Annotated in this window: 17 protein-coding genes; 8 read left to right on the top strand and 9 right to left on the bottom strand. The window is 70.8% G+C overall.

The window, feature by feature from the left end:
• The first annotated feature begins 199 nt into the window (after nt 1–199).
• Nucleotides 200–838 (top strand): TetR/AcrR family transcriptional regulator, encoded by a 639-nt coding sequence (locus IE277_RS18580; RefSeq protein WP_373310813.1) that lies wholly within the window; start codon nt 200–202, stop codon nt 836–838.
• Nucleotides 839–1,153: 315 nt separating this feature from the next.
• Entirely contained in the window at nt 1,154–2,629 is a 1,476-nt protein-coding gene (locus tag IE277_RS18585; RefSeq protein ID WP_189953795.1) for a sensor histidine kinase, read from the top strand.
• A 223-nt stretch (nt 2,630–2,852) separates the two neighbouring features.
• Here the strand turns inward: IE277_RS18585 and IE277_RS18590 are convergent, their stop codons facing one another.
• Both IE277_RS18590 and IE277_RS18595 read right to left on the bottom strand, forming a co-directional pair.
• Nucleotides 2,853–3,110, bottom strand: coding sequence for a WhiB family transcriptional regulator (locus tag IE277_RS18590; RefSeq protein WP_003992873.1), 258 nt, complete (start codon nt 3,108–3,110; stop codon nt 2,853–2,855).
• Nucleotides 3,111–3,442: 332 nt separating this feature from the next.
• A complete protein-coding gene (locus IE277_RS18595) occupies nt 3,443–4,411 on the bottom strand; it encodes a diacylglycerol/lipid kinase family protein (protein WP_189953796.1) in 969 nt (322 codons plus the stop codon).
• Between the two features lie 136 nt (nt 4,412–4,547).
• Here IE277_RS18595 and IE277_RS18600 point away from each other — a divergent pair, with 136 nt between their 5' ends.
• Nucleotides 4,548–4,997 carry a hypothetical protein gene (locus IE277_RS18600; protein ID WP_189953797.1) on the top strand — a complete coding sequence of 150 codons (450 nt, stop codon included), beginning with the start codon at nt 4,548–4,550 and terminating at the stop codon, nt 4,995–4,997.
• Between the two features lie 29 nt (nt 4,998–5,026).
• Here IE277_RS18600 and IE277_RS18605 read toward each other — a convergent pair whose 3' ends face one another.
• The 3 genes from IE277_RS18605 to IE277_RS18615 form a co-directional block, all read right to left on the bottom strand.
• On the bottom strand, nt 5,027–6,136 hold the full coding sequence (locus IE277_RS18605) for an RNA polymerase sigma factor SigF (protein WP_189953798.1): 1,110 nt from the start codon (nt 6,134–6,136) through the stop codon (nt 5,027–5,029).
• A 17-nt stretch (nt 6,137–6,153) separates the two neighbouring features.
• A complete protein-coding gene (locus IE277_RS18610) occupies nt 6,154–6,570 on the bottom strand; it encodes an ATP-binding protein (RefSeq protein ID WP_009190566.1) in 417 nt (138 codons plus the stop codon).
• Between the two features lie 326 nt (nt 6,571–6,896).
• Complete coding sequence (locus tag IE277_RS18615) at nt 6,897–7,157, bottom strand: UBP-type zinc finger domain-containing protein (protein WP_189953799.1); 261 nt, start codon at nt 7,155–7,157, stop codon at nt 6,897–6,899.
• 61 nt (nt 7,158–7,218) lie between these two features.
• On the opposite strand from IE277_RS18615, the gene IE277_RS18620 reads away from it, so the two are divergent.
• Nucleotides 7,219–8,814 carry a Na+/H+ antiporter gene (locus IE277_RS18620; protein ID WP_189953800.1) on the top strand — a complete coding sequence of 532 codons (1,596 nt, stop codon included), beginning with the start codon at nt 7,219–7,221 and terminating at the stop codon, nt 8,812–8,814.
• Between the two features lie 42 nt (nt 8,815–8,856).
• Here the strand turns inward: IE277_RS18620 and IE277_RS18625 are convergent, their stop codons facing one another.
• Both IE277_RS18625 and IE277_RS18630 read right to left on the bottom strand, forming a co-directional pair.
• Nucleotides 8,857–9,756 carry a 1-aminocyclopropane-1-carboxylate deaminase/D-cysteine desulfhydrase gene (locus IE277_RS18625; RefSeq protein WP_229881734.1) on the bottom strand — a complete coding sequence of 300 codons (900 nt, stop codon included), beginning with the start codon at nt 9,754–9,756 and terminating at the stop codon, nt 8,857–8,859.
• A gap of 44 nt (nt 9,757–9,800) precedes the next feature.
• On the bottom strand, nt 9,801–10,394 hold the full coding sequence (locus IE277_RS18630) for an N-acetylmuramoyl-L-alanine amidase (RefSeq protein ID WP_189953802.1): 594 nt from the start codon (nt 10,392–10,394) through the stop codon (nt 9,801–9,803).
• Nucleotides 10,395–10,674: 280 nt separating this feature from the next.
• On the opposite strand from IE277_RS18630, the gene IE277_RS18635 reads away from it, so the two are divergent.
• The 4 genes from IE277_RS18635 (at nt 10,675) to IE277_RS18650 (ending at nt 14,540) form a co-directional block, all read left to right on the top strand.
• On the top strand, nt 10,675–12,081 hold the full coding sequence (locus IE277_RS18635) for a family 2B encapsulin nanocompartment shell protein (protein WP_189953803.1): 1,407 nt from the start codon (nt 10,675–10,677) through the stop codon (nt 12,079–12,081).
• 112 nt (nt 12,082–12,193) lie between these two features.
• Entirely contained in the window at nt 12,194–13,333 is a 1,140-nt protein-coding gene (locus tag IE277_RS18640; protein ID WP_189953804.1) for a family 2 encapsulin nanocompartment cargo protein polyprenyl transferase, read from the top strand.
• Nucleotides 13,334–13,593: 260 nt separating this feature from the next.
• Complete coding sequence (locus IE277_RS18645; protein WP_189953805.1) at nt 13,594–14,178, top strand: dihydrofolate reductase family protein; 585 nt, start codon at nt 13,594–13,596, stop codon at nt 14,176–14,178.
• A gap of 29 nt (nt 14,179–14,207) precedes the next feature.
• A complete protein-coding gene (locus tag IE277_RS18650) occupies nt 14,208–14,540 on the top strand; it encodes a DUF952 domain-containing protein (RefSeq protein ID WP_189953807.1) in 333 nt (110 codons plus the stop codon).
• A 50-nt stretch (nt 14,541–14,590) separates the two neighbouring features.
• Here IE277_RS18650 and IE277_RS18655 read toward each other — a convergent pair whose 3' ends face one another.
• Together IE277_RS18655 and IE277_RS18660 are read right to left on the bottom strand one after the other, a co-directional pair.
• A complete protein-coding gene (locus IE277_RS18655) occupies nt 14,591–15,355 on the bottom strand; it encodes a VOC family protein (RefSeq protein ID WP_189953808.1) in 765 nt (254 codons plus the stop codon).
• Nucleotides 15,356–15,410: 55 nt separating this feature from the next.
• Nucleotides 15,411–15,827: a VOC family protein gene (locus IE277_RS18660; protein WP_189953811.1), complete on the bottom strand. Its 417-nt coding sequence runs from the start codon at nt 15,825–15,827 to the stop codon at nt 15,411–15,413.
• Nucleotides 15,828–15,881 lie beyond the last annotated feature (54 nt).

Below are 15,881 nucleotides of genomic sequence, written 5' to 3' on the forward strand. Positions count from 1 at the left end.
AGTGGTCTCGGTGCGTCTCTGTGTGGTTTAGACCAATCTAACAGAAGCGGTGTGCGCCGACGTGGGAAAGAGGCGCCGAACAACGGAAGAAGAGCGGGGGAGGGAGAGGGAGGGAGAGGGAGGGAGGGCCGGGGGTGCGGAGCACGTCGCAGGCATGTGCGGCGCAGGTCGCGGGCATTTGTCTAGGGTCCGCTATAAAATGCCCTCCATGGCGCCCGGTCAGAAGACGAAAGAGCAGGTCGGCACGGCCAGGACGCGTGGGCGTCCGCGATCCTTCGACCGGGCCGCCGCGCTGGAGAAGGCGCTCATGGCCTTCTGGGAGCACGGCTACGAGGCCACCTCGGTCGCCGACCTCACCCGGATCATGGGCATCGGCGCCCCGAGCCTGTACGCGGCCTTCGGCGACAAGCGGACCCTGTTCGAGGAGGTCGTCCGGGTCTACACCGACACCCACGGCGCCTTCGCCGACCGGGCGATCGCCGAGGAGCCCACCGCCCGCGCCGCCGTCGAGCGGATACTGCGCGAGGCCGCCGCCGAGTACACCGACCCCGCGCACCCGTACGGCTGCCTGGTCGCGCACGCCGCCACCAACTGCACCAGTCCCGAGGTCGAGCGGCTGCTGCGCGAGCGGCGCGGCGCGGACATCGCCGCCCTCGCCGCCCGGATCCGGGCGGACGCCGCCACCGGACTGCTCCCCGCCGGCACCGACGCCGCCGCCCTCGCCCGGCACACCGGCGCCATGGTCCAGGGCATGTCCCAGCAGGCGCGCGACGGAGCGAGCCGCGAGGAACTGGAGGCACTCGCGGAAATTGCCATGGCCATCTGGCCCCGCGGCTGACCGAGGCGGGCTAGGCTTCGTGGCATCGGGTGCCATCACTCGTGCATGCCGACAAGACCGTGGACACATCGTTGTGGTCTAGTCCACAATCAACATGAATAAGCCTCCGTCTTCCCCGCACAGGAAGGCGGATCGAGGAACCGGCGCTCTCTGCCCTGACTGCCCCGGCTCCTCGACCTTCGGCCGACCGGGACCGCACACCCCACGGCCGATGATGCTCCGGGCTGCGGTGCCGGGAGGGTTGAGGGTCCCTTCCAGGCGCCGCGGCCCGCGGGTGTTTTCCGGCCATCCGAGGCCCGCGGGTACGCTCACACCGTGCCCTCCATGAACGAACTGGTCCGCCAGCACACCGCCCTCGACGACTCCGACCTCGAGTGGCTCCATCTGCTGGTCTCGGAGTGGCAGCTGCTCTCCGACCTCTCCTTCGCCGACCTGGTCCTGTGGGTACCCACCCGCGACGGCACGCGGTACGTCTCGGTCGCCCAGATGCGCCCCAACACCGGCCCCACCTCCTACCAGGACGACATGGTCGGCCATCTCGTCCCGCGCGGCCGCCGGCCCATGCTGGACGCGGCGCTGGACGAGGGCCGGATCGTGCGCGAGGGCGACCCGGAGTGGCGCGAAGAGGTCCCCGTACGCGTCGAGTCCATCCCGGTACGGCGTGAGGGCCGCGTCCTCGGAGTGATCGCCCGCAACACCAATCTGCTGACCGTCCGCACCCCGAGCCGGCTGGAGCTGACCTATCTCCAGAGCGCCTCGGACCTCGCGCAGATGATCGCGGCAGGATCGTTCCCCTTCCCCGGCCAGCAGGTCGACATGGACGCCTCGCCGCGCGTCGGCGACGGCCTGATCCGGCTGGACGCCGAGGGGGTCGTCCAGTACGCCTCCCCGAACGCGCTGTCCGCCTATCACCGCCTCGGCCTCGCCGCCGACCTGGTCGGCCACTACCTCGGGCAGACCACCGCCGACCTCGCGCCGACCCGCGGTCCGGTGGACGAGGCGCTCGTCAAGCTCGCGAGCGGCTGGGCGCCGCGCGAGTTCGAGATCGAGTCCAACGACGGGGTGATCCAGTTCCGGGCGATCCCGCTGAAGCCCAAGGGCACCCGGATCGGCTCGCTGGTGCTGTGCCGGGACGTCACCGAACTGCGCCGCCGCGAACGGGAGTTGATCACCAAGGACGCGACCATCCGGGAGATCCACCACCGGGTGAAGAACAACCTCCAGACGGTCGCCGCGCTGCTGCGGCTGCAGGCCCGGCGCATCGACTCCGAGCGTGGCCGGGAGGCCCTGGAGGAGGCCGTCCGCCGGGTCGGCTCGATCGCGATCGTGCACGAGACGCTCTCTCAGAACCTGGACGAGCGGGTGGAGTTCGACGACATCGCCGACCGGGTGCTGGCGATGGTCGCCGAGATCTCGCCGGGCAAGGTGACCGGCCGGCGCACCGGCCGCTTCGGGATACTCGACGCCGAGGTGGCCACCCCGCTGTCGATGGTCCTTACCGAGGTCTTGCAGAACGCCCTGGAGCACGGCTTCCGTGAGGGCGACACCGGCACGGTCGAGGTCTCCGCGGTCCGCGGCGGCACCACCAAGGAGGCCCGCCTCCTCGTCACGGTCCAGGACGACGGCGTCGGCCTGCCCGAGGGCTTCGACCCGCACCGCTCGGGCAACCTCGGCCTACAGATCGTCCGCACCCTGGTCGAGGGCGAGTTGGGCGGCTCCTTCGACATGGTCCCGGCGCCGGGGCGGGGGACCCGGGTGATCCTCGACATTCCGGTGCAGACGCAGAAATGAGTACGTCCCGTTTCCGCAAAAGGGGAGTAACTCCCCATGGCGCAAAGGGGGTTCGGGCACAGCAAAAAGCCCCGGACCGTCATCGGTCCGAGGCTCGTGCTCGTTGCTGCTCTGCTAAATCGCTAGCGGCATCGGGGGATACTGCGCGCTGCGGCTCGGGGGCGGGAGATGCGTGCGTGCTGCACGCGCCGCCAAGCTCAGGCTGTCAGCAGGGGTGGGTATGTCAGGCGGAGGCCTGACGGGCCCGGTTGCGGGCGGCGCGGCGCTTCATGGCGCGGCGCTCGTCCTCGCTGAGACCACCCCAGACGCCGGAGTCCTGACCGGACTCGAGCGCCCACTGCAGACACTGCTCGATCACCGGGCAGCGACGGCAGACGGCCTTGGCTTCCTCGATCTGCAGCAGCGCAGGACCGGTGTTGCCGATGGGGAAGAAGAGCTCGGGGTCTTCCTCGCGGCAAACGGCGTTGTGACGCCAGTCCATGGCTGCTACCTCTCCTTGGTTTCTCTGAACGTATGACGTTCAGGTTGCTTGTGAATGTGAACGCTTTCACGAATCCCTCAACAAGTGAAGGGCCGACCGCCGAGTCTTACCCGGCGTGGTCCTTGGTTTGAAGAGGGGTTCCGGTGATCAGTGGAGGCCGGTGTTGCGGGCCGTCCCGATCGCCACGTAGAGACTCGCAAACCTCAGCGACGGATACAACCCCTTCCGGAAAGTTTTTTTTGATTCCTCGGTGTCGACTAGGTCACAGCCGTACTTCCATGGGGTGGATCCTGGCCTAAACGTTCGAGTGAAAGGACTTTGGCCCGTTCCGCTCACACAATCACACGCAGTGCACGGCGTACGCCTGTGAACGTCACGCTTGTACGCAGCCCGAGGTGGTCACCGTCCATCTGCAGGGGCAGAGGCGCCTTCGAATGCAAGGTGAACCGGTCCAGGTCGTGCAGTGAGGTCACATGCCTGCCATGGGGTCCGCGCTCGGGGGACGAAGTGAGCAACTGGGTGCCATACCGGGCAACCGAGGCCGTCGACAGCCGGCTCAGACCGAGTACGTCGATGCCCGTGTCGAACGAGGCCTTAGGTGATGTGTACATAGGGCGATTGCCGAGATACGTCCAAGGGGACGTGTTCGAGACTATGGCGACCACAAGCCCATCGATCGGGTCCTCGCCGGGCCGATCCAGTGTGATCGCGCCGTGCCGGCGGTTCGGCTCGCCCAGGAACTGCCGGACCACCTGACGAACGTACAAACCGTGTGTCGACGTCTTGCCGCGCTCGCGCTGCTGCTCGACCCGGCCGACCACGCCCGCGTCGAAACCGAGTCCGGCGTTGAAGGTGAACCAGCGGTCCGGGGCCGCCTCGTCCTCGGTGCCGGGCGTGCCCGAGGTCAGGCCGAGGCCGACGGTCCGCTCACTGCCCTCGCGCAGCGCGTCCAGCAGGGCGCCGGTGGCCTCCACCGGGTCGTTGGGCAGGCCCAGGGCGCGGGCGAAGACATTCGTGGAGCCGCCGGGCACGACCGCGAGACCGGGCAGCCGGTCCAGATCGGGGCCGTCGTGCAGGAGGCCGTTGACGACCTCGTTGACCGTGCCGTCGCCGCCGAGGGCCACCACGAGGTCGATGTCGTCGCTGTCCGCCGCCTGCCGGCCGAGGTCGCGCGCATGGCCGCGGTACTCGGTGGTGACCGCCTCCAGCTTCATCTCGCTCGCCAGCGCGTGGATCAGGACGTCACGCCTGCGTGCGCTTGTGGTGGTTGCCGCCGGATTGACCACGAGAAGTGCACGCATGGATGGCAGCGTACCTACCCGGGGGTACGCGGCCCACACCGAGGTAGGGATCGGGTAAGAGGGAACCGCGGTGCCGTCGCCCGCACAGTGCCGTCCCCGCCCCTGGGGACGTCCGCCCGGCGGCTACCCTGCTGGGGTGAGCAGTGAGCAGAACCCGGCCCTGGACGCCGAAGCAGCCGCAGTGGAGGGGCCCCGCCCCCGTCGGTTGACGTACGCCGCCGTGCTGGCCGCCCTGGAAGGGGTCGGGCTGGTGGCCGGCGGGCTGTGGGTGCTCGTCCTCGGGGTCACCGGCGACCCGGACGACCGGCAGCAGGCCGTGACCCTGGGCATCACGCTGGTCGTGCTCGCGCTGCTGCCGCTGCTCGCCGCGCGCGGACTGCTGCTGCGGCGCGGCTGGAGCCGTGGCCCCGCGGTGATCACCCAGATCATGGCCCTGCCGGTGGCCTACACCCTGCTCCAGGCCGACAGCATGGCCATCCCGGCCGGGATCGCCATCGCGGTGATCGCCGTGGCGGCGCTGGTGCTGCTCGTCAACAGCGAGACGACCCGGGCCCTCGGGATCAAGGGACCGGGTCGCGCCGAATAGCTCACGCCGAACAGCTCACTTCGAGCGGCTCACTCCTCGACGAGCAGCTTCTCCCGCAGCTGGGCCAGCGTGCGGGCCAGCAGCCGGGAGACATGCATCTGGGAGATGCCGACCTCCTGCGCGATCTGCGACTGGGTCATGTTGCCGAAGAAGCGCAGCAGCAGGATCCGCTTCTCCCGCGGCGGCAGGTCCTCCAGCAGCGGCTTGAGGGACTCGCGGTACTCGACGCCCTCCAGCGCCTCGTCCTCCGCGCCGAGGGTGTCGGCGACGGCCGGCGACTCGTCGTCGGTGTCGGGCACGTCCAGGGACAGCGTGGAGTACGCGTTGGCGGACTCCAGGCCCTCCAGGACCTCCTCCTCGGAGATCGCGAGCTTCTCGGCCAGCTCATGGACCGTCGGGGAGCGGCCGTGCAGCTGGGACAGCTCGGCCGTCGCCGTGGTCAGCGCGAGCCGCAGCTCCTGCAGCCGGCGCGGCACACGGACCGCCCAGCCCTTGTCGCGGAAGTGCCGCTTGATCTCGCCGACCACGGTCGGGGTGGCGTACGTGGAGAACTCCACGCCGCGCTCCGGGTCGAACCGGTCGACGGACTTGATCAGACCGATCGTGGCGACCTGGGTCAGGTCGTCCAGCGGCTCGCCTCGGTTGCGGAACCGGCGCGCCAGGTGCTCCACGAGCGGCAGATGCATGCGGACCAGCTGATTGCGCAGCTCCGCGTACTCCGGACTGCCGTCCTTCAGTCCGCGCAGTTCCACGAACATCGCCCGCGCACCGCTGCGGTCCTGGGGGTCGTGCGGAGCGGCCTGCACGGCCTCCGCGCCCAGCGCGTCGTCCTCGGCGTTTCGCTCGTGCTCGCTCATCGTCCCGCCCGTAGCCCTTCCCCGAGCCCTGGCACCCGCGCGGACGGCGGGCCCGGTGTCGCCGGGCTCCTCCGGCCGCACGCCCTGCACGCCGTCACCGCCGGCACGCGCGGAGTCGTCCTCCGGGTGCGGTCTGGCCTGCTCGGGGATGCTGTCGATGCCGTCCGCCATGCGCAGGGAACCGTCCCGAGGGGGCTCCCCGGAGATCTCGCCCGAGCTCGACCAGGGGGCACCCCCGTCCCCGGCCGGCAGCTCCCGTGTGCCGCGCTCTTCGTCCCGCACCGGACCGTCCCCGTTCCTCACGCCGGGCCAGGGCCCGCGCCGCGCTGTTTGTAGAGGCTGATCGACACGGTCTTGTCCTCGTCGACGGCGGACGAGACCTTGCCCGCGAGGGCCGACAGCACGGTCCAGGCGAAGGTGTCCCGCGAGGGGGCGTGACCGTCCGTGGTCGGCGCCGAGACCGTGACCTCCAGCGAGTCGTCGACGAGCCGGAAGACACAGCTGAGCACGGAGCCGGGCACGGCCTGTTGGAGCAGGATCGCGCACGCCTCGTCCACGGCGATGCGCAGGTCCTCGATCTCGTCCAGGGTGAAGTCCAAGCGGGCCGCGAGACCGGCCGTGGCCGTCCGCAGCACCGACAGGTAGGCACCCGCGGCCGGCAGCCGGACTTCCACGAAGTCCTGATTCGCCGCGGGCTCGCCTGCGATCTGGGACACCCTCACCTCCATGGTGGTACAAGCTTTACGGGGCCGAGGGTCGCCCCCCGGGGGTAACGCGTACGTGGTTCGGCGGTGACGCTATCGCGCTCCGAACGTTCCTGTCCCGGGACCCCAACCCCCCTGGCGTCACTCACAGTAAAGCTGTGTATACGCTCCGTGTCTAGAGGGTCTGCGGGCCCAAATGGGAAGAGCGCGCGCCGGGTTGACGTACCCAGACGTCAGACGCTCGAACCGTCGTGCGGCCGCCGCCGCATGCAGTGTCACACGAGAACGCGGTCAGACGGGAATACGACCGCGCCGGAACCCGCTCGACAGCCGGGACCTCAGACGAGTACGTGGTCCACGAAGCACCACCGCCACTCCTCGCCGGGTTCGAAGGACCGCATGACCGGATGACCGGACGCCTCGTGGTGCTGCGTCGCATGTCTCCCCGGTGAGGAGTCGCAGCAGCCGACATGGCCGCAGCTGAGACACAGCCGCAGCTGCACCGGGTGGGTGCCGTCGCGCCGGCACTCCGGGCAGGTCGCGTCGAGCGGGTTCGGTTCCGGGTGCGGCAGCGCGTCGGCGTGCGTGCACTGTTTCATGATTGCCAGATTACGACGGGTGTGCGGGTGGCCGCGCGGAAAACGAGGGTGGGCGAGGATCATGGACGTGATGCCGCTGCTGTTGCTGGTGGCGGGCAGTGCGGGGATCGCGGGGGCCGCCCGGCGCACTCCGGTGCCGGCCCCGCTGCTGCTGGTCGCCGTGGGCCTCGCGGTCTCGTACGTCCCGGGCGTCCCGCACTACACCCTGGACCCGGAGATCGTTCTGCCGCTCGTGCTGCCCCCGCTGCTGTACAAGGAGGGCACGGAGAGTTCGTATCTGGATCTGCGCGCGCAGATGCGGCCCGTGGGACTGCTGTCGATCGGGTACGTGCTCTTCGCGACCTTCGCCGTCGGCTGGGTCGCCTATCTCGTCGTACCGGGGCTGCCGCTGCCCGCCGCGCTGGTGCTGGGCGCGGTGGTCGCGCCGACGGACGCGGTGGCGGCCGCGGCGATCGCGCGCCGGGTCGGCCTGCCGTCCAGGATCACCACGATCCTCCAGGGCGAGTCCCTGCTGAACGACGCCACCGCGATCACCGCCTACAAGGTGGCATTGACCGCGGCCGTCGGCGAGGGGGCCACCTGGAGCGGCGGGATCGAGGAGTTCCTGCGGGCCGCCGTCGGCGGTGTCGTCGTCGGGCTGGTGCTCATGGTGCCGATCCACTGGCTGCGCACCCACCTGAAGGAGGCGCTGCTGCAGAACACCCTCTCGCTGCTGATCCCGTTCGTCGCCTATGGCGTGGCCGAGCAGTTCCACGGCTCCGGCGTCCTCGCGGTCGTCGTGGTCGCGGTGTATCTCGGACACCGCTCCTGGGAGGTCGACTTCGCCACCCGGCTCCAGGAGGACGCGGTGTGGCGGATGGTCGCCTTCCTGCTGGAATCCGCGGTGTTCGCGCTGATCGGTCTGCAACTGCCGACCGTCCTGAAGGGCCTCGGCGCGTACGAGGGGACCGACGCGGCCTGGTACGCGATCGCGGTCTTCCTCGTGGTCGTCGTGGCCCGTTTCGTCTGGGTGTTCCCGGCGACGTTCTGGCCCCGCCTGCTCTCCCGCCGCATCAGGGAGCGTGAGGGCAACCCCACCTGGCGGGCGCCGGCCGTGACCGGGTGGGCCGCCATGCGGGGCGTGGTGTCGCTGGCCATCGCCTTCTCGATCCCGCTCACGGTGGACGGCGGCGCCCCCTTCCCCCAGCGGAACCTGATCCTGTTCCTGACCTTCACCACCGTCATCGGCACCCTGGTCGTCCAGGGCCTCACGCTCGCGCCGCTGATCCGCCTGATGAGGTTCCCCGGCCGCGACCAGCAGGCCGAGACGCTCGCCGAGGCCAACGCCCAGGCCCAGGCCTCCCGGGTCGCCGAGAGCCGCCTCGACGATCTTCTCGCCGACGAGCGCAACGCCCTGCCCCCGCCGCTCGCCGACCGCCTGCGCACGGTCCTGGACCGCCGCCGCAACGCCGTCTGGGAGCGCCTCGGCCAGACGAACCCGGTCACCGGGGAGTCCGTGGATGACACCTACCGCCGGCTGTCCCGCGAGATGATCGGCGCCGAACGCGAGGTCTTCGTCAGACTCCGCGACCACCGCTACATCGACGACGAAATGCTCCGCGCCCTGCTCAGACGCCTGGACCTGGAGGAGGCGGCGGCCTACCGGGAGGCGGGCTAGGGCCACTCCCGCGGGAATCGTCGGACAGGGCCCAGGGCCGGCCTAGGGCAGCGGGAGCGGGCGTCCGGTGATGACGGCGGCGATCGTCGTGCCGCGCGGGAAGGCGTCCTCGTCCGCGAGGGCGACAAGTGAGTAGAGCAACTTGGCGACATAGAGACGCTCGACGGGCAGTCCGTGACGGGTCTCGAAGTCCTCGGCGAAGGTGTGCAGTTCGGGTGTCGTACGGGCGTAGCCGCCGAAGTGGAAGCGCTCGTCGAGGGTCCAGGAACCGGTACGGCCGCCGAAGGCACGTTCCTGCAGTGCCTGTATGTCGCCTTCCAGGAAGCCGCCCCTGAGCACCGGCACGCCCAGCGCCCGCTGCCCCGCCGTCAGCCCGGCGGCCAGCCCCGCGAGCGTCCCGCCGGTGCCGCAGGCGACCGCGACCACGTCGGCGTGCCCGCGCAGTTCCTCGCCCAGCGCCCGGCAGCCGTGGACGGCCGCGCCGTTGCTGCCGCCCTCGGGGACGACGTACGCCTCCTCGGCGCCGGCCGCGCCCAGGATCGCCGCCAGGGTCTCCGGCTCGGTCTTGCGCCGGTACGTCGACCTGTCGACGAAGTGCAGCCGCATGCCGTCCGCCGCGCACCGGGCCAGGGAGGGGTTGAGCGGCCGGCCGGCCAGTTCCTCGCCACGCACCACGCCGACGGTCACCAGGCCGAGGAGGCGGCCCGCGGCGGCGGTGGCGCGCAGATGGTTGGAGTAGGCCCCGCCGAAGGTGACCAGCGGCCGGCCCCGCGCCGCCTCGATGTTCGGCACGAGCTTGCGCCACTTGTTGCCGATGAGGTGGGGGTGGATCAGATCGTCGCGCTTGAGCAGCAGCCGCAGACCACGCCGCTCGAACCGGTCGTCCCGCACCTCCTGGAGGGGGGAGGGAAGCCGGGGCGCGAGCGGGTCGAGGCTGGTCACCGCTCCATTGTCGCCGTATGCCGCCGTAGCTCCCGCTTCCCCCGCTACCTCTTCAGCCGCTCCGCGACCCGGTCCCGCAGCCATCCCATCCCGAGCCCCCTCGGGTCCACCTTCCCCGGCTGCCACTCCAGGTGCCCGATGACGGACCCCGCGGACCAGCCGTGCCGCCGGCACACAGCGGCGGCGACCCGCTCGATCGCGTCCAGCTGGGCCTGCGGCCATGGGTCCGCCCCGTCGCCGAGGTTCTCGCACTCGAAGCCGTAGAAGTGCCGGTTGCCGTCGGTGTTCGCCTCGTTGTCCGGCGGCAGCCGCCTCTCGGCGATCACCGCGCGCAGTACGTCGTCGTCGCCGAGACCGGCGTGGTCGGCGCGGCCGTAGCCGACCAGATGGACGGTGCCGTCCTTGGTGATCACACCGTGGCACAGCGGTCCGGGCAGCGCCGCGGTGCCGTCCCGGCAGACCTGCACCGTGTGCGCGCCGCCCTGGGTCACCGTGTGGTGGATCATCACGCCGTGGACGGGCCCCCAGGGGCCCTTGTGGTTGCGGTTGTGCTCGCGCCAGTCGCCGACCTCGACGACGGTGACGCCCTCCGCGCGCAGCGCGTCCAGAAACCCGCTCGCGGACATGGGTGGGGCCATGCCGCCTCCTTCGTGCCGTATCGGTCTGCCACGACACGTCTACCGAAACCCCGTGCCCCGGACCAGCCGCCTCGCACGCCGTGCGAGCCGATCCGGACATCCGGCACCGGGGCGGCGGGTGCGAGGGACGGGACAGGGGTCCTTCTCCGTGCCCAGTGAGGCGGTGATCCATTCCCGCTCTTTCGGGTAATGGTGCGAACACGATCCGTGATGGAAGGCTCGGTGCCGAGTCCGGTGCCCGTGCGATTCGGCGCCGGGAATACCTGGGAGGCAATTCTCTATGTCGGTAGGCGAAGAGGTCCGCACGGATCAAGGCAGGCCGCAGCAGTCCCTCGGGACGGCGGCCGCGCGGAACCTGGCCACCACCACCAAGTCCGTCCCGCAGATGCAGGAGATCAGCTCCCGCTGGCTGCTGCGCTCGCTCCCCTGGGTCGACGTACAGGGCGGCACGTACCGGGTGAACAGGCGACTGGCGTACACCGTCGGCGACGGTCGCATCACCTTCGTCAAGACCGGGGACCAGGTCGAGGTCATCCCGGCGGAACTCGGCGAGCTGCCGGCCCTGCGTTCGTACGAGGACGAGGAGGTGCTGACGGAGCTGGCCCGGCGCTGCCGCCAGCGCGACTTCGCGCCCGGCGAGGTCATCGCCGACTTCGGCAACCAGACGGGAGAGGTCTACCTGCTGGCGCACGGCAGGGTCGAGAAGATCGGCACCGGCCCCTACGGCGACGACGCCGTCCTCGGAGTCCTCGCCGACGGCGCCTACTTCGGCGAGCAGGCGCTGCTGGACCCCGACGCCATCTGGGAGTTCACCGTCCGCGCGGACACCGCGACCACCGTGCTGATCCTCAGCCGGCAGGACTTCGCCCAGGTCGCGGAGCGCTCGGACACCCTTCGCGCACACCTGGAGCAGCTCCGCGCGGTCCCGGAGCAGCGGACCAACAAGTACGGCGAGAAGGAGGTCGAGCTGGCGGCCGGTCACTCCGGCGAGCCCGACCTGCCGCACACCTTCGTGGACTACGAACCCCGGCCGCGTGAGTACGAGCTGAGCATCGCCCAGACCGTGCTGCGCATCCACTCGCGCGTGGCCGACCTGTACAACCAGCCGATGAACCAGACCGAGCAGCAGCTGCGGCTCACGGTCGAGGCGCTCAAGGAGCGCCAGGAGCACGAGCTGATCAACAACCGCGACTTCGGTCTGCTCAACAACTGCGAGTACGACCAGCGGATCCAGCCGCACGACGGCGTGCCCAGCCCGGACGACATGGACGAGCTGCTCAGCCGCCGGCGCAGCACCAAGCTGTTCCTCGCCCACCCGCGCGCGATCGCCGCGTTCGGCCGCGAGCTGAACAAGCGCGGACTGGTCCCGGAGTCCGTCGAGGTCGGCGGCAACCGCATCCCGACCTGGCGCGGCGTGCCGATCTACCCGTGCAACAAGATCCCGGTCACCCCGGAGCGCACGACCTCGATCATCGCGATGCGTACCGGCGAGCAGGACCAGGGCGTCATCGGTCTGCGGCAGTCGGGCATCCCGGACGAGATCGAGCCGAGCCTGTCGGTGCGTTTCATGGGCATCAACGAACAGGCGGTCATCAACTACCTGGTGACGGCGTACTACTCGGCCGCCGTGCTGGTGCCGGATGCGCTCGGCGTGCTGGAGAACGTCGAGATCGGCCGGTGGAGGTGACGTTTCCGCACGTCGCGGCCGTGTCCCCGCTCGTCGGGAAGGGTAGACCCTCGCAATATGCGTCCGGCCGGGCCGGCGACGCCGGTGTCCGCGGACCTGGCGAGGGGGAGACATGGCCGAGTTCATGACGGAGACCGAACAAAGTTCCCCCGTCGTACCGCACCCCGGCACGACGGGGGAGCGGCGGGGGAGGGCCGGCGGCAGCGATGCCGGTCCGTACGACGGGCAGGAGGCGGCGGCGCTGCTGGAGCGCACCCGGACCCTGGTCGACCCGGAGCTGCGCGCGGCCCTGGAGTCGCTGCCCGGCTCCCTGCGCCGGATCGCGCTCTACCACTTCGGCTGGCAGCACGCGGACGGCACCCCGGCGCGGGACAACGCAGGCAAGGCGATCCGGCCCGCGCTGGTGCTCGCGGCGGCCGCCGCACTCGGCGGACCGACGGCCCAGGCGGCCGCGGTCCGGGCGGCGGTGGCGATCGAACTGGTCCATAACTTCACGCTGTTGCACGACGACGTGATGGACCGCGACACGTCCCGCCGGCACCGGCCCACGGTCTGGTCCGTGTTCGGCGACGCCGATGCGATCCTCGCCGGTGACGCCCTTCAGGCACTGGCCCTGCGGCTGCTCGCCGAGGACCCGCATCCGGCCTCCGCCCCGGCCGCGGCCCGGCTCGCGGACTGTGTCGTGGAGCTGTGCGCCGGTCAGCACGCCGACACCGACATGGAGCGCCGCGCCCCGGACGAGGTCACCCTGGACGAGGTGCTCGCCATGTCCGAGGCGAAGACCGGCGCGCTGCTGGGCTGCGCCTGCGCCCTCGGCGCGCTGTACGCGGGCGCCGGCGACGAGGACGTCGCGGCGCTGGACGGCTTCGGACGCCAGGCCGGGCTCGCCTTCCAGCTGATCGACGACGTCATCGGGATATGGGGTGACCCGAGGCACACCGGGAAGCCCGCCGGCGCGGATCTCGCGTCCCGCAAGAAGTCGCTGCCCGTGGTGGCGGCCCTGTCCTCCGGCGCTCCCGCGGCGGCCGAACTCGCCGCACTGTACGCCGAGCCGTATGTCTCCGGTGACGCCGAGGGCGTCGTGCGGACGGCGCTGGCCGTGGAGCGGGCCGGCGGCCGGGACTGGGCGCAGACCGAGGCGGCCGACCGGATGGCCCGCGCCGTACAGGAGCTGTCCCGCGCGGTTCCCGCCCCCGAGGCAGCGGACGGACTGCTGGCACTCGCCGAGTTCGTCACCCGGCGCACCGGCTGAGCGCTGCCGGCGACCGGCGGCCGCGAAGACCCCGGAGCACCCGGCCCGTGCGGCTCCTGACCCCGGATGGGCAACGAGGCTCCGGCCAGGCGGGCCCGCACATCCCCACAGTGTGCGGGCCCGCTGTCTGCGCCTAAGCGGAATCGTTTCTCTCATGTGCGGCAGACCGCGGAAACCTCTTGTAACCACTACCACCGGAGTACTATAAATGGAGTGGTCAAGCCACCGGTCATTCCAACTCCCTCTGAAAAGAGACCAGTTTGCGCAAGCTCACGTACTTTGTCGCCTGCTCGATCGACGGCTTCATCGGTGACGGGCAGGGCGATGCCTCGGAGATGTTCCGCTTCATGGACGAGGAGTTCCTCGACTTCCTGAAGACGGAGTTCCCGGAGACGATGGCCACCCAGGGCCGCAAGCACTTCGGCGTCGATCACCTGGAGAGCAAGCGGTTCGACACCGTCATCCAGGGCCGCGGCAGCTATGAGCTGGCCCTCAAGGAGGGCATCACCAGCCCCTACGCCCATCTGCGCGAGTACGTCGCCTCCCGCACCCTGGCCGCGTCCCCCGACCCGAACGTCGAGATCGTCTCCGACGACCTGGTCGGCAGGGTCCGCGCGCTGAAGGCCGAGGAGAGCGGCCTGGACATCTATCTGTGCGGCGGCTCGCACCTCGCCGGGCAGCTGCTGGACGAGATCGACGAACTCGTCATCAAGACCTATCCGCTCGTCTACGGCACGGGCATGCCCATGTTCGCCACCGGCGTCGACATCAAGGACTTCACCCTCGATGGGGTGCGCACCTTCACCAACGGCGTGTTCGTCCGGACGTACACGAGGCGCCGCTGAGTCCGTCGCCGACGCCGTACCGTGAGCGTATGCCGAAACTGCCCCGTATCTTCCACATCACCGAACGCTCCCTGTGGGAAGCGGCCCGCGAGCGCGGTGCCTACGAGGTGTCGACCCGTGGCCGCACCCTTCAGGAGGAGGGTTTCATCCACTTCTCCACCCGTGAACAACTCCCGCGCATCGCCGCGTTCCTGTACGGCGGTTACGACGGCCCGGACGAACTGGTCGTCCTGGTCGTGGACCCGGCCCTGGTCGGCGTGCCCGTGAAGTACGAGGCCGTCGAGCCGGGCGGGGAGGAGTTCCCGCATGTGTACGGGCCGCTGCCGGCCGCCGCCGTGGTGGACGTGGAGCCCTGGAGCTGACCGGCGAGGGCTGACGAGGAACCGACGAGGGCTGACGAAGGCTGACGAGGCTATGGCCCGACCGTGCCCTGGCCGGTGTCCGGCAGACCGCCCGTCTCCGGATCCCGGCCGGTCAGACGGTAGGTGCCGCCCGCCGGATCGACCATCACCGTCCAGTGCGGGCCGTGGTGCAGCGCGGCGGCGCCCAGCTCCTCGTGCCGGGCGCGGACGGCGGCGATGTCCGCGCAGGCGAGGTCGAGATGGGCGCGGGCGGGGCCCTCGTCGTCGAGCCGCTGGAGCAGGATCCGGACGGGGAGTCCCGCCGGCGGCTTCAGCACCTCGAACTCCGGCCGGGAACCCGCGAGCCGCTGCCAGCCGGTGAGCCCGGCCCAGAAGGCGCACTCCGCGGCATACGCGGACGGCGGGATGTCCAGGCACACCTGGTCCAGCCGGCTGCCCGCCACCACCGGCGGTCGTACCGTCTCGCCGTGCCAGGGCACCGCACAGAACAACAGCCCCGCCGGGGAGCGCAGTACGGCCCGGTCGCCGTGGTCCGCCACCACCTCCGCACCCAGGTCCCGGGCCGACCGGGTCAACTCCCGTACGTCCCCGGTGCAGAAGTCGAGATGGGCGCCGCCCGCCCTCTCGGCGACGCCCTGGAGCTTCACGCACGCGTCCGCCCCGGCGGCCTCCGCGGGCAGCAGGGTCAGGAACTCGCCCTGTTCACCGCGGGGTTCGGACGCGCGGGTGCCGGTGACGGCCGTCCAGAAGGCGCGCCCCTCGGACAGCCGGACGGCGGGCCGGTCGGCGAAGGCGTACGTCCAGCGAATGATCATGGATGGAGCGTAGGCGCGAACTCCCCGGCTGCTCAGGGGACTTCGCACACGCCGGTCACTCCGCGGGCCGCTGGAGGAAGCGCAGCTGGTTGCCCGCCGGATCCCGGAAGGCGCAGTCGCGCACCCCGTACGGCTGGTCCGTCGGCTCCTGGAGCACATCGGCGCCGGACTGCCGCACCCGCTCGAACAGCGCGTCGCAGTCCTCGGTCGTGAAGAGGACACCCCGCAGCATGCCCTTGGCGAGCAGCTCGGCCATCGCCTGCCGGTCGGCGGGGGAGGCGTCCGGGTTCGCGCCGGGCGGCTCCAGCACGATCTCGACGTCCGGCTGGAGCGGTGAGCCCAGGGTCACCCAGCGCATGCCCTCGAAGCCCACGTCGTTGCGGACCTCCAGGCCGAGCACGTCGCGGTAGAAGGCGAGCGCCTTGTCGTGGTCGTCCACCGCGATGAAGCACGTCTTGAGTTTCACGTCCATGCAGTCACGCTAGGCCCATCCGGGCCGGAGCGCGCGCGACTCGGCAGGGCCGGC

This window comes from Streptomyces alanosinicus, from assembly GCF_014650595.1.
GTDB classification, from domain to species: Bacteria; Actinomycetota; Actinomycetes; order Streptomycetales; family Streptomycetaceae; genus Streptomyces; species Streptomyces alanosinicus.